Source organism: Nostoc sp. C117, from assembly GCF_043099735.1.
Classification (GTDB): domain Bacteria; phylum Cyanobacteriota; class Cyanobacteriia; order Cyanobacteriales; family Nostocaceae; genus Nostoc.
Genome location: NZ_CP170991.1, coordinates 2,899,770 through 2,913,060 on the forward strand (window position 1 = coordinate 2,899,770; position 13,291 = coordinate 2,913,060).

At 41.4% G+C, this 13,291-nt stretch carries 13 protein-coding genes; 6 read left to right on the forward strand and 7 right to left on the reverse strand.

Annotated elements, in window-relative coordinates; all coding sequences use genetic code 11:
- Positions 1 to 32 precede the first annotated feature (32 nt).
- The 6 genes from ACFG4S_RS12910 to ACFG4S_RS12935 form a co-directional block, all read right to left on the reverse strand.
- Positions 33 to 515, reverse strand: a complete 483-nt coding sequence (locus ACFG4S_RS12910; RefSeq protein ID WP_392535179.1) for a cupredoxin domain-containing protein — start codon at positions 513 to 515, stop codon at positions 33 to 35.
- 198 nt (positions 516 to 713) lie between these two features.
- The gene (locus ACFG4S_RS12915) at positions 714 to 1,514 is read right to left on the reverse strand and encodes a response regulator (protein ID WP_392535180.1); all 801 of its coding nucleotides are present in this window, start codon (positions 1,512 to 1,514) and stop codon (positions 714 to 716) included.
- A gap of 50 nt (positions 1,515 to 1,564) precedes the next feature.
- Positions 1,565 to 1,918: a heme NO-binding domain-containing protein gene (locus tag ACFG4S_RS12920; RefSeq protein WP_392535181.1), complete on the reverse strand. Its 354-nt coding sequence runs from the start codon at positions 1,916 to 1,918 to the stop codon at positions 1,565 to 1,567.
- Between the two features lie 241 nt (positions 1,919 to 2,159).
- Positions 2,160 to 4,943: a M16 family metallopeptidase gene (locus ACFG4S_RS12925; protein WP_392535182.1), complete on the reverse strand. Its 2,784-nt coding sequence runs from the start codon at positions 4,941 to 4,943 to the stop codon at positions 2,160 to 2,162.
- Positions 4,944 to 5,252: 309 nt separating this feature from the next.
- The gene (locus ACFG4S_RS12930; protein WP_392535183.1) at positions 5,253 to 5,696 is read right to left on the reverse strand and encodes a VOC family protein; all 444 of its coding nucleotides are present in this window, start codon (positions 5,694 to 5,696) and stop codon (positions 5,253 to 5,255) included.
- 128 nt (positions 5,697 to 5,824) lie between these two features.
- Positions 5,825 to 6,337: a TIGR02652 family protein gene (locus ACFG4S_RS12935; RefSeq protein WP_392535184.1), complete on the reverse strand. Its 513-nt coding sequence runs from the start codon at positions 6,335 to 6,337 to the stop codon at positions 5,825 to 5,827.
- Between the two features lie 413 nt (positions 6,338 to 6,750).
- Between ACFG4S_RS12935 and ACFG4S_RS12940 the strand changes: the two genes are divergently transcribed.
- From ACFG4S_RS12940 to ACFG4S_RS12950, 3 genes are all read left to right on the forward strand, one after another.
- Positions 6,751 to 7,278, forward strand: a complete 528-nt coding sequence (locus tag ACFG4S_RS12940) for a gamma carbonic anhydrase family protein (RefSeq protein ID WP_392535185.1) — start codon at positions 6,751 to 6,753, stop codon at positions 7,276 to 7,278.
- Positions 7,279 to 7,531: 253 nt separating this feature from the next.
- Entirely contained in the window at positions 7,532 to 7,657 is a 126-nt protein-coding gene (locus ACFG4S_RS12945; protein ID WP_392535186.1) for a photosystem II protein Y, read from the forward strand.
- Positions 7,658 to 7,774: 117 nt separating this feature from the next.
- The gene (locus tag ACFG4S_RS12950) at positions 7,775 to 9,070 is read left to right on the forward strand and encodes a bifunctional folylpolyglutamate synthase/dihydrofolate synthase (RefSeq protein ID WP_392535187.1); all 1,296 of its coding nucleotides are present in this window, start codon (positions 7,775 to 7,777) and stop codon (positions 9,068 to 9,070) included.
- A 22-nt stretch (positions 9,071 to 9,092) separates the two neighbouring features.
- Here the strand turns inward: ACFG4S_RS12950 and ACFG4S_RS12955 are convergent, their stop codons facing one another.
- The gene (locus ACFG4S_RS12955) at positions 9,093 to 10,391 is read right to left on the reverse strand and encodes an ABC transporter substrate-binding protein (RefSeq protein WP_392535188.1); all 1,299 of its coding nucleotides are present in this window, start codon (positions 10,389 to 10,391) and stop codon (positions 9,093 to 9,095) included.
- Positions 10,392 to 10,532: 141 nt separating this feature from the next.
- On the opposite strand from ACFG4S_RS12955, the gene pilM reads away from it, so the two are divergent.
- Genes pilM through ACFG4S_RS12970 form a run of 3 tightly spaced genes read left to right on the forward strand, consistent with a single transcriptional unit; the run spans position 10,533 to position 13,184 of the window.
- Positions 10,533 to 11,639, forward strand: coding sequence for a type IV pilus assembly protein PilM (gene pilM, locus ACFG4S_RS12960; protein WP_392535189.1), 1,107 nt, complete (start codon positions 10,533 to 10,535; stop codon positions 11,637 to 11,639).
- Positions 11,640 to 11,643: 4 nt separating this feature from the next.
- On the forward strand, positions 11,644 to 12,420 hold the full coding sequence (locus ACFG4S_RS12965) for a PilN domain-containing protein (protein WP_392535190.1): 777 nt from the start codon (positions 11,644 to 11,646) through the stop codon (positions 12,418 to 12,420).
- A complete protein-coding gene (locus ACFG4S_RS12970) occupies positions 12,417 to 13,184 on the forward strand; it encodes a pilus assembly protein PilO (RefSeq protein ID WP_392535191.1) in 768 nt (255 codons plus the stop codon). The genes ACFG4S_RS12965 and ACFG4S_RS12970 overlap by 4 nt, the downstream gene beginning before the upstream one ends.
- The last annotated feature ends 107 nt before the right edge of the window (positions 13,185 to 13,291 follow it).

Below are 13,291 nucleotides of genomic sequence, written 5' to 3' on the forward strand. Positions count from 1 at the left end.
ATCAGTAGCTCTGAATTTTGATTTGGGAATTTTTAATTAGCGATCGCAATCTCTCCAACCATACCTGCTTCTGTATGTCCGGGTATTGAGCAATGTAAACTATAATTCCCAGATTTCAGAGGCACAAATACCCATTCTGCCTCAGCACCTGGCTTAAGTTCGAGTTCGTGAATTGCTCCTTTAACTTCTACTTTCCCTGCTTCAACTTTTTGTGTCCAGATAGCATCGGCAAAATCTTTAGCAGTAAAATAGTGTTTCAGTTGGCTGGGATTATTCAGGTGTAGTTGATAGCGTTTTCCAGCCAGGAATTCTAAGCGATTTGGCTCAAATTTGAGTTCGTTAGCTGCATTACCCAAGCTAATTGTAATTTCTGTCGCTGGTTGCTTGAGCAAATCACCAGACAAATTCGCCGCCATTGCAGGAGTTGCGCCGAGCAAGTTTAGGCAGATGCAAAAAGTTAATATTACGTAATTACGCTGTAGAGTTTTCAGCCAAGTAGGTAAGAGTGGAACCATAAGGTAAGTAAGAGATGAAATCATAATTTGATATAAAGGTTTGTAATATTTTATCTTAGTTTTTAAAAGGTAATGGTGTTAAAGAGAAACAGTTAATAACCTGAGTTCGATGTAAAAAATTCTTTAAATCAGGCAGAAACGAGGTGATATGGTTCTAGGTTAGAGTAGGGACAGTTCGAGCTTGCCGAATAAAGTCACTTACATTGTGTTATTGCACTTTGATATATCATTATCGAGATTGCAACATTTTTTAATTACTATTTCGATCGCGTCAAAACCAATTGGTTTGCTAATATAATCATCCATCCCAGCATTTAAACATTCTTGGCGGTCTTCTGCACGAGCACTAGCTGTCATGGCAACAATTTTGGGTTGTCTGTTTAGAGATATTTTATTGCGAATATGTCGGGTTGCTTCTAAACCGTCCATTTCTGGCATTTGCACATCCATAAATACCAGATCGTAGAACTGTTGTTGTATGGCTTTGATAGCTTCAACTCCATTATTTGCCACGTCAGCTTTATATCCTAAGCGTTCTATTAATTTCAATGCAATTTTTTGATTAACCAAATTATCTTCAACTAATAATATTTTTAAAGGCAAAACTTGGGCTAGCTTACTATTAGCCACTGGGATATTTGGTGGTGCAGTACGGGAAGAATAAATAGTTTTTATTGAATGAACGTCGCTTTTTTTCGAGCAAATATCACGAATAATTTTTAATAGAGTATTATGCAACTGATAGTGTCGCAAAGGTTTTTCTAAAAACGCAGTAAATTCAGTTGCAATTGGTGTAATTTCTAAATTTTGTTTTTTTTGAGAAGTCAAGATGACTAAAGTTAAATTCTGTTGAAGAGGAAGAGTACTTATTTGCTCGATTAAGTGAATATTTTTAAATTGGGGACTGTCGATATCAATTATTGCCAGATGAAACCTATTTTGCTGCATCGCTTGTAGCATCATACTGCTTGATTCAACTGGTTGTACATCTAATCCCATGTTTTGTAGTTGCCAGGTTAAGCAGTTTCTCAACTTAGTATTCGCTGCGGCTAATAGTAATTGTTTGCCAGCAAATTCTGGTTCAATATGGCTAATCTTGAGAGAAGAAGGATGAACTTGTAGCTTTGCAGTGAAGTAAAGTCTAAAAGTTCACCATAACCTTCTTCGGCTGTGTATGTCACCCAGTATTCTCCAAATGCTTTGAGGATATCTTCTGCTGGCATTCCAAACACCCCACAAGCAGCTTCCACCAAACGATAAGTTATATCATCGGAGTAAGTATCCATACTAATAAAAAAGTCAACATCTTCAAGTCCGGCCTTTTGTTTGATAGTTTCCCAAGTCTCCTCACCATAATTTTTGCAAATCATATCTTGAATTGCTTTGTTGACTAGACCATACATAGATTGATTGCCTTAGTATTTGTACTAATTAAATGTATCTCTTGTTGATTTTCTCAATCAAAAATAGCTCGTAGTTTACAGTTTTGTTACGGATAAATGTAGTATCACGAGTATTGAGTTATGATAGTAAAACTTTGCAAGCTAAGTGTTTTCCTGCTACCTTCAGCACTAATTTATTGAGAAAGGCATTAAGCTTTTTTAGTATTGTAGTTGCTTGACTATAAATTGGGTAGAGATTTTCTCAGAAAATTAGATTTCCATTCTTGACTCTCTTAATGAAATTTTGTGATCCTTTTATTGATGGGCCAGCAGTAACAATTACGATTTGATCTGGGTGAATTAACTCACGAGCCGCTTGGTTGACTTCTTCAAGGCTAACTTTATGGATTTTTTCAGTAAAAGAGTGCAATTCTACTTTATCTAGTCCATACACTTCATTCATCAGAATTCTATCTGTTAGTTCCTCTGGGTTTGCCAGGGAAACATTGTAGTTGCTAATTAGGGTGCGTTTAGCTGTTTCTACTTCTAGCTCGGTGACGCCTGGTTGAACGATTTCCTGTAGTATTTGGCGGGTACTGGCGATCGCTTTGGTGCTATCTTCAGGACTAGTTTGCATTTCGATCAAAAATGTACCTGCATTCTTCCCGACTTGGAAGTAGCTATAAATTCCATAACTCAAACCTTGGCGATCGCGCACTTGGGCACCTAATCTACTAGATAAGGTGTCACCTCCCAAAATTTGATTCAACACTAAGGCTGGATAAAACCGAAGATCGTAACGGTTAATACCCGTGTAACCCATATAAGTCACAGCTTGGGTTTTATCAGGTAATACTGGGTTGATACTGACTATTTTCGCTGGTAGTGAAACTGGAGGATATTTTAATGTTGGTGGTTTACCGCTAACTTGCCAATCATCAAAATTGAGTTTGATGAGCGATCGCACTGACTCTAGATCAAAATCTCCCACTAGCGCTAGTACCGTGGTGTCGGGACGATAATATTTAGCTTTAAAATCAATCAAATCTTGGCGTTTAATCCGTCGTAAAGTGTCTTCTGTGGGAAAAGCGTTTAGGGGATGTTTTTTCGGGTAAATTAACTGAACAAATGTTCTTCTGGCTACTTCTGACGGCTCATCTAACTCCATCTGCAAATCAGTTAAAGTTTGCTGGCGATGCAGTTCTAACTCTTTGCCCGGAAATATACTATTTTTAACAACATCTGCCAAGATTTCCATGAGTATCGGCAAGTCTGGTGATAAACTATCACCTTCTATATGTACACCTTCACCATAGGCTTCAAAGTCCAGACTTACCCCTTTTTCTGCCAAGATTTTGGCAATAGTTAAAACATCCTTACTTTTTGTGCCATTGAGCAAATTTTCTGCCACAAAACTAGCCAGTCCAGCTTGTTTATCTGAATCAAATTCCGTCCCAGCTTGAATATAGCCACTCAGAGTAACGGTGGGAGTACTATTGTCTTTTAGCAGCAATATTCGCAGTCCGTTGGTCAATTGGAATTGCTGTGGTAATATCTGCGCGATGTCTTCTCTACAAGAGGCTGACGCTTGAGGATTCCCTACCGCTTCTCTCGCAGACGCTACGGGAACGCTAATGCCAACAATGGTAAGCAACGCCTCTGTGGCTAAATCTACATTTGGTAAGTACTTCACCACTTCCGAAGGAAGCACAGGTGCTAGAGGAGAAAAATTTTCTGTAGTTTGAGTCGAATCTGGTTTGTCACCAACTGCTGTTGTCTGCTTTTGAGTAGGTTCAAAAAAGCCGACTGTACGTGCTTCTTTTGTCAGGTATTTGTTAATTACAGCCACAATATCTCTCGGTTTTACCAGACGGACATTTGCTAAATAACGATCTGTGTAGCGATAATCGTCAGTAGTTGTCTCATCATTGCCCAATCGCATTGCTTGAGAAGTGATATCACGGTTACTTAAAATTACATCTGCTGCTAATTGAGTTTTGGCTCGTTCTACTTCCTCTGATGTCACACCTTTTTCTGCTACATTGGCGATCGCGCTACTCAATGCTAAATCAATTTTTTTCAAATCTTGTTTAGATGCAGCCGTCACCAACACCTCATACCACCCAGATTCCCGCAAACTGGTAACGGATGCTGTCACTTCATTAGCTAAACCTGATTCCACCAAAGCCTGATAAAGGCGAGAATTCCGTCCTTCAGTCAAAATATAATCCATTACATCCAGCGCCGGAACATCCGGGTGATTCGCATCCGGTAGGGGATAAACCGCCTGTAACAACGGCCCTGTTCCTGGTTCTCGTAACACGATAGGAGTGCTGAGTGATGGAGATGAGGGAGAAATAACTCCTGTCCCCTGCCCCCTGTCCCCTGCCCCCTGCCTTTTCGGTAATTTCCCAAAGACATCTTTAACTATTTCCAAAGTATTTGGAGTTTGAAAATCTCCAACAATTACTAAGACGGCATTATCGGGACTATAAAAATTTCGGTAATATTTTTGTACCTGCTCAACTTCAAATTTTTCAACATCAGCTTTGGTACCACCTACAGGTAAGCCATAGGCATGATTGGGAAACACCACCTGCATGACAGCGCGGTTCAGGCGATATTCTGGGCTATTTTCGTAACCTTGTAACTCGGAAATTACTACTCGCTTCTCACTTGCTAGCTGCTCTGGCTCAATCTGAGAATTTTCCATTCTGTCAGCTTCCAGCACTAAGAGCGCTTTTAGCTTATTTCGTTCTACAGTACCGTAATATGCAGTTTGGTCATAGCTAGTGAAAGCATTGGAGTCACTACCCAAAGCACTAAACAAACGTCCAAATTGAATCGGACGATTTAGAGTGCCTTTAAACATCATGTGTTCCAACTGGTGAGCGATACCATTTACTCCGGGTTCTTCATTACGCGAGCCAACCTTATACCACACCTGCACTGTTACCACTGGTGCAGTATGCACTTCTTTTGTTAGGACAATTAGACCATTCTCCAGCACTGTTTTGCGGACGTTTTCTGTCAGTGTTGAGGGCATTATTGTTTTTGCTAGCAAGGTTGATTGGTATTTTTCTTTGTCGGATGTGGCTGTTATATATTTGCTATGAGCAGGTCGATCGCTCAACAAAAAAACCGCTACTAGCCATAAGCTTAAAAGTAATAACGACTAAGGATATCTATAAAGAATCTAGAAAATCCATAATAATTATTAAAAAACATAAGCGTAACTTAAATTACATAATTATTTTGGGGGATAACCACGGTTTAATTAAATAGAGAAATCTGTCATCTGGGTAACAAGACAGAAAAAGAATATATTAGCAATAAAGTTACTAAAAAAGCTAAATTATGGGATTTTTGCTAAAACTCGAATGAATTCTAAAGGTAAGCCATCAGTATCGGCGATAAAAGCGACTTCGTAAATGCGATCGCCTACTTGCTGTTGTGTCGGTTCTAATAATACCTTCAAGGGTTGTAATTCTGCTGCTTGACTCCCATTTGCCAACAACACACGTTCTTGTAAATTTGTCAACCAGCTAGATAAATCTGGTGTCATCTCAGTTAAATCGAAAGAGAGATGATAGTAGCCCACATAATGTTCATCAGCAAATGCGTCTGGGGCTGGTTTTGGTTCAGGAATTTGGATCAATTCAATTCTGCCCCCCAATCCTTCCATCCAGCAAGCTAGGGTGTAGCCTGTAGTAAAGCGTTCCGAAATTGTAAACCCTAAATGTTCGTAGAAAGCGATCGCTCGATGAATATTGGCTGTCCGAATAGAAGCGTGGTGCATAAGAAATTAGTGCTGAGTGCTAAGTAAACAGTGCTGAGTAAGACCTGACACTTAAATTCTAAGGGTTGAAAACTCTTTAATTGAGTGCAATTACTACTTCTTTCTCCCTCAGCACTCAGCACTCACCATTACTCAAACAATCTGAAATAAGGGTAGCGCACAGGGACACCAGGCTCTTTTTCCAAGTCAAAATTAATGACTTCCCAACAAGGATCTTCCGGGGATTCAGGACTAAACTCTACGGGTAACCCATAAAGCCGCGCAGCTGTTGTTTCTGGCTGTCCAGAACGCCAAGGTGTACTGCGTTCCAAATAGCCACTCATTAATTCCTGATAGCGTCGAGCAATAATCACTCGTGTTGCTCGATAGCCTTGGGTATACAGCTTGTCTAATGCTTCGTGAATTTCAAACCGAATACCATCAGGATGAGTATGCTGCCTATACCATTCATTATTCCACCTACGCCAATGACGTCCCGATTGCAAATGAATTAACTCTCCATTTTTCGGGTTAGCTTCAAAAGCGCCATGACGCGGACATAAATAGGTATCTGTTAGTGTCAGCGCTGGAATGGTCTGACGACAGTGGGGACACTGTATTTCAGGTCCAAACATCGGGTACTGCAAGCCTGGATTCATCATGAAGTGCGTACAAACATAATTTTGTCTTCACTGGCACTAGTGGTTTGAATTATACACTTCGGCTTTGCCAATTTGGGGTATTTACTCACTGCTACCTCAACAAATAAGTCCTGAGTAATGAGTTTTTTCTTAAACTCAGCACTCACTGAGAAGTCAGAGCGGCGGTTTCCGAGAACTCTGAGCGTCTGCTTTTGGTGATAGCGTAGCGTTAGGGAGTCCAAGTTAACACAGCCTCTGGTAGAAAGTGTTTGGCTCTACCATACCGGAGGTTACAGAAGTTGGTTAGCCGATGTAAATTCCGGCAACTCAGCACTCCTCAACCTAGAGGCTTGACGCTGTGATATCCTGGTTGTGCAACCAGCCTCAAAGGTTGGAGTTCCAGTATTTCTGGGTACCATAATTTATATTCTATCGTGTCTACCATATCTTACTGGACATCTCCTGATTTTTCTCAGGCTGCTTTCATCGCAGCCAATGCCGTTGTTATGGGTTCGGTAAACATAGCAGCAGGGGCGAGCATTTGGTATGGAGCAGTAGTTAGGGGAGATGTTGAACGCATTGTGATTGGCGAATGCACGAATATTCAGGATGGGGCAATTTTACATAGCGATCCTGGTTTTCCAACAATCTTAGAAGATCATATTACCGTAGGGCATCGCGCTGTAGTACATTCCGCTTACATTGAGCGTGGAAGTTTGATTGGTATTGGCGCGGTGATTTTAGATGGGGTAAGAGTGGGTACTGGTAGTATTATTGGCGCCGGTGCAGTGGTAACCAAGGATATACCCCCTTTATCTTTGGTTGTTGGTATTCCTGGCAAAGTACAGCGCCAAGTAACAGAAGTTCAAGCCGCTGAACTTATTGAACATGCTAAGCGTTACCAAAAGTTAGCTTTAGTTCATGCAGGAAAAGGTACTGATATTGGCTTTAGCAAGGCTTAGGGAAGGTGGAAGGGGCTGGGGACTGGAGACTGGGGACAAGAAGATAAATAAAACTCTTAAACTCAGCACTAAGCACGGGCTAAACCTTAGCTATCCGCTAACAGCACTCAGCACTCAGAACTGTTTTGCCCAATGCCCCATAATTTAAACATTCTTTACATATGGGTTGGGAAAAATTGCCCACTTCAGCTAAAAATAAAAATGAGACCTGTTGACAAAACTTTAATTTCTACTTAAAAGAGGGGTTCTAGATATGGATATCGATTTTCGCATTGCGATCGTTTTAGCGCCAGTTGCCATTGCTGCCGGCTGGGCAGTGTTTAATATTGGTGCTGCGGCTTTAAGACAAGTTCAAGGCTTTTTAGATAGAGAAGCTTAAATTAGGGTCAATATCCTTACTGTTCAACCGACTGCTTCTCTTTACGGGGACAGTCGGTTTTATTTGTGATTGGTTATTTGTATTCTCCGCATCCCCACTCTCCTACTCCCCCCTTCTGTGGATATCGATTCTGTAATAAAACCCCTTCAACGCTTTGGTGTCCATCTGGGACTCGATCGCATTGTCAATCTATTGGCAAATCTTGGCAATCCCCATCATCATGTCCCGATAATTCACGTTGCTGGGACTAATGGCAAAGGTTCGGTCTGTGCTTACCTTTCCTCAATACTAACTGAGGCTGGTTATCGTACAGGACGCTACACTTCCCCCCATTTAGTCGATTGGACGGAACGTATTTGTTTGAATGAACAGCCAATTTCTTCTGAAGAATTGAGCCAATTATTTGAACAAGTACAAGCCGCGATTCTTCCTAATGACGAATCGCCAACTCAATTTGAAGTAATTACGGCGGCTGCTTGGTTATATTTTGCCCAGCAGCAAGTTGATATAGCTGTGGTAGAAGTTGGATTAGGAGGGCGCTTGGATGCTACCAACGTCTGCTTACAACCCTTGGTGACAATCGTCACTTCCATCAGTCGGGAACACTGGCAACAACTTGGCCCCACTCTCGCTGACATTGCTAGAGAAAAAGCAGGTATTTTAAAACCTGGATGTCCTGTTGTAGTTGGGTCATTGCCAGCAGATGCCCAAGATGTGGTGCGATCGCGTGCTGTAGAATTACAATGCCCGATTTTTACGCCTCAACCCGCCCGTGAAATCGCAACAGGATATGCAGAATATCAAACAATTCAAAATTCAAAATCAATTAAATATCCGTTACCCTTAGCGGGACAAATTCAGTTAACTAATTCTGCTTTGGCTTTAGCTACTGTGGAAATTCTCCAACAAGCAGGTTGGCAAATTTCTGAAGAAGCCATAATTAACGGCATAGCAAAAACTCGATGGCCGGGGCGAATGCAATGGACTACTTGGAACAATCATAAATTATTACTTGATGGCGCTCATAATACCGCTGCCGCCCAAGTACTACGCGATTATGTTGATAGCTTAGAAGCAGTTAAATACAAACCCATTACTTGGGTGATGGGAATGTTGGCGGATAAGGATCATGCTGATATTTTTGCTGCTTTATTGCGGCCAGGCGATCGCCTTTTTTTAGTCCCAATAACAGTAGAGTCTTGGCCAGGAAGAACTTCCGCCGATTTAGAGGAATTAGCAAACCTAGCTTACAACTTCTGTCCAGAATTAGGCGATCGCCAAATACACCCAGATTTATTCACAGCACTACAAACTGCAACCTCAACAGCCACCACAGACGATTTAATTGTTGTGTGTGGTTCCCTTTATTTAGTAGGCGATTTTTTATCAAACACCAACCAACATAATTCGTAACTCATAATTACGAATTACGAATTTATCTATTATTCCACTCTTGCGCCGCATCTTCTACAGCTTTATCTACTGTTTTCTCGCCTAGCATTGCTGCTTGCAAGTTCTCATAAATTGCCTTTTGCAGCTTGTTGAAATCCTTTAAAGTAGGGGTTAATGTTTCTGCGTGTTGTAGTTCCTTAGCAGTTAGAACTCGCGCTTTTTCTATGATTGAAGCATTAGCTGGAATATCTTTAAAGTAACTATCAGACAATGCTTTGATTGTAGAAGGTAGGACATTTGCAGCTTTAGCAAAAGCTAACTGATTTTCGTCATTGGTGACAAATAAAGCAAACTTCACAGCGCCGTCTGGTTGTTTAGTATCGCGGGGAATAACTATGTTCATTACCGCGACATTTTTCTTGCCTGTGTCACCAGTCAGTTGAGGTGCTACTCCCGTCGCTTGAGCAATCTTTGGGGCATTATTTGCGATGGTTTTCAGAAACTCTGGTCCAGAAGCGAGAAGTACAGTCTCACCAGATTGGTATAAATCAATCGCATGGCGATGTCCTTGGGTTAAAGCCTCTTTAGGAAGCAACCCTTTTTTATACAAATCTACCCAATACTGAAATGCGGCTTTTCCTTGTGGTGAATTAAATGCTGCTTTACCATCAGCATCTATGAGATTAACTCCCATTTGCACAAAAGATTCCAGCACTTCCCCGGAATCTTGCGGTACGAAAGTCACAAAAAAGGCATATTTCCCTGTCTTATCTTTAATTTGTTGCGCTGCTTGTGCTAATTCTGCGTAGGTCGCAGGTGGTTTATTGATACCTGCCTGTTTTAATAAATCAGTGTTATAAATGGTTAACCGTGTGGTGAGATACCAAGGAATTCCAAAACTCTTGCCATTAAGTATACTTGCTTTCCAGATATTCGGTAGATAGGAGGAACGGACATCATTTGGAACTTTTGTGTCCAAATCTAACCAAGCATTTCGCCCTGCAAGTTGGGAAGCAAAACCGGGATTGAGGTTAACAACATCTGGTGGCGTTTTTGCTGAGACAGCTGTTAATATTTTGTTCTCCATTGCCGCCCAAGGTACATCAACCCAATTAATCTTTATACCTGGATTTTGAGATTCAAAATTCCCTATTAGGCTTTTGAAGTAGTCAGTAAATTGAGGTTGGAGTTGCATTGTCCAAAACTCAACAGTTGCCGCTCCCGAAGTAGTCTGTTTTGTGTTTGTACTAACATTACCTGTGCTGCAACTTACAATCCAACTGGTTAATAAACCAAGCAATGCTAGAACAGTCAGTTGTTTAAATTTTCGTAATTCAATCATATTACCAGTATTTTTACGCTTGATCAGTGTGAAAAGCTTAGTCAGAATTGTCGAGATTATAGGCTAAATAAATTACTTAGCACCAAGTCAGTCTCTTAGTATCATTTAAATTTTCAATTTACCAGTCCAGCGGGCACAACTGTGGTTAAAAGCTTCAATAGTCTGTTTGGCAAATCAAATAAAGGGGTCGGCATTGAACTTGCTCCCGAACGGGTGAATGTAGTTCAGCTACGCAAGCAGCGTCAAGGCTTGAAACTAGAAACCTTTACATCGGTAGCTGTTCCAGAAGGCATAGTTACCGATGGACAAATCACCGACCCCGCAGCAATGGCGCAATTAATCCAGCAAGCGCTAGCTGAAAGCAAAATCAAAACTTCTCGAGTTGCTACTGGTGTGCCAGGACGAGATTCCATCGTTCGGATAATACCAGTGCCAGCAGAGTTAGATGACAAAGAACTGCGAGAAATGGTGCTAAACCATGAAGCAGGTTTGTATTTACCCTATCCTCGTGAAGAGGCTGATGTAGATTATCAGAAACTTGGGTATTTTGTAGATGAAGATGGCATTGAAAAAGTACATGTACTCCTAGTTGCCACCCGCAAGGAGATAACAGATACCTATATCAGTACATTTGAACAGGCAGGATTACAAATAGATGTTTTAGAAATTAACAGTTTTGCTCTAATTCGGACTATTCGCGATCAATTGCGACAATTTGGCCCGCAAGAAGCAGCAGTACTAGTTGATATCGAGTTCGATAGTACAGAAATTGCCATCATCGTTAACGGAGTGCCACAATTTTCGCGCACAGTCCCAATCGGGACTTATCAAATGCAAACTGCCCTCGCTAGGGCAATGAGCTTACCCACATCACGAGATATGGAACTGTTACAGGGAATGGTTATTACCCCAACTCCCATAGACGGAGGCAAAACCGGTGTCACCGAACTCAATCCTGGTATGGCAGCGGTATTGAGAGTATTGGGAGAACTGACAGATGAATTGCGCCGTTCCATCGATTTTTACCTCAATCAAAGTGAAAATTTGGAGGTGGCGCAGATTTTATTAGCTGGACCCGGAGGTGGACTCCAACAGTTAGATGAATTCTTTACTCAAAGATTGAGCTTGCCAACTAGCCAAATAGATCCAATCGGGGCTTTGTCTTTGGAAGTTGACAGCGAGAAATATCCACAAGTACAACGCTCTGGGTTGGCGATCGTACTTGGTTTAGGAATGCGGGAGGTGTGAGAAAATGTACAGCTTGGATGTCAACTTTCTTAAAGACCGCCCAGCCTACCAAAAAAAGCCTGAGAAAAAGGGAGGCATAGGACTAAGCCTTCCTGGAGGCAATTTAACACCAATGTATATCGGAGTTGCAGTAGGTATAAGTCTTCCAGCTTTATTAGGAGTTGGGTGGTGGTTATTACAAGGGAAGAGTGTTGAATTGGAGGGTAAGGTATCACAACTAGATCAAGAAAGCAAGAGCTTAGATACACAAATCGAAAACCTGAATAAAATCAAGACAGAGACGAGTGCTATTAAGGCGCAAACCCAATCTTTAGTCACTGTATTTGACCAAATTCGTCCTTGGTCTGCAATGTTGCAAGATTTGCGCGATCGCATTCCAGCAGCAGTACAAATTGAAAACTTTAGGCAAATCCCACCGATTACAGTCGCAGAAGGACAGCCACCAAATAATCCCGCTGGAGGATTAGAAATTACCGGATTGGCTCGTTCCTTTAACGATGTCAACGATTTCTTATTGAGTCTACAACAGTCTCAGTTCTTAAAGTCCTCTGAAACTAGAATTCTGACGGCAACCTTAGTAGATGCTCCCATAACATCAGGTTTGGCTTCATCGGCTCCTGGTGTCACAATTAAGCCTCCACAAGTCGTTAAATACACTATTCAATCGATCATGAATAATGTTCCAGCTTCGGAATTAATTCGGGAGTTGGAGAAAAAAGGCACAGTGGGACTAGTAGCTCGAATTCGTACTATGCAACAAACAGGAGTCATTCCAAAATGACGCTGAGTGATGATTTAAATTTTGCCGAACATGCCGGAGAACTTGATGGGGCAACCCCAGCATCCCCTATGCTATTTGGTGTTGCTTTTACACCAAAAATTATTGGCATCTTGGTAGGGGTACTTGGTTTAGCGGGAGCAGGTTATATCTTGTTAAACTTACTGATGCCAGCTTGGGAAAGCTATCAGCAACAACAAACCAAAATCTCGGAACTCCAAGGGCAAATTGAGCAAAAGAAACTTAATATCAAACAGATTGACAAGGTTAAAGAGGAACTAGCACAAGCAAAACAGCAAAAAGTTCAGGTTTTGGGTTTATTTGCTAATGAAAAAACTTTGGATACATTGCTGTTAGATGTGAACCGCTTAGTTGAATCTGGCAATGCTCAAACTCCGATTAGTGGAGTGAAAGCCAAACTGAATAAGTTTGTGCCAATTTCCCCAAAACCAGAACCGATTATTGATGGCAGTCTAGGAAAAGAGGTTGACGGCAAACTGCAACGCAGTATTATTAGTGCCGAAATTACAGGAACTTACGAACAAACACAATCAATAATTCGTAACATTGAGCGGTTACAGCCTTTGTTAATAGTTAAAGATTATCAAGCAATTTTGGCTCCAGCCGAATCAAGATCCCCAGCAGATAAAACATCGGTGCAAGTAGGACCAGCAGCGATTAATACATCATTCCAGTTACAGGTATTGATGCCACTTAGTCCAGAAGAAATAGCAGCAGCGGCAGCTAAAGCTGCCCCGAAAAAGTGAAGATCCTCGGCCAATGCAATTCGCGGTTATATAGGCAAAGTTAGCCACTGTGGACTGAGGAAAAATTCCCGTTTTGAAACCCACAAAGGTAGATTTTGCTTAGTAGG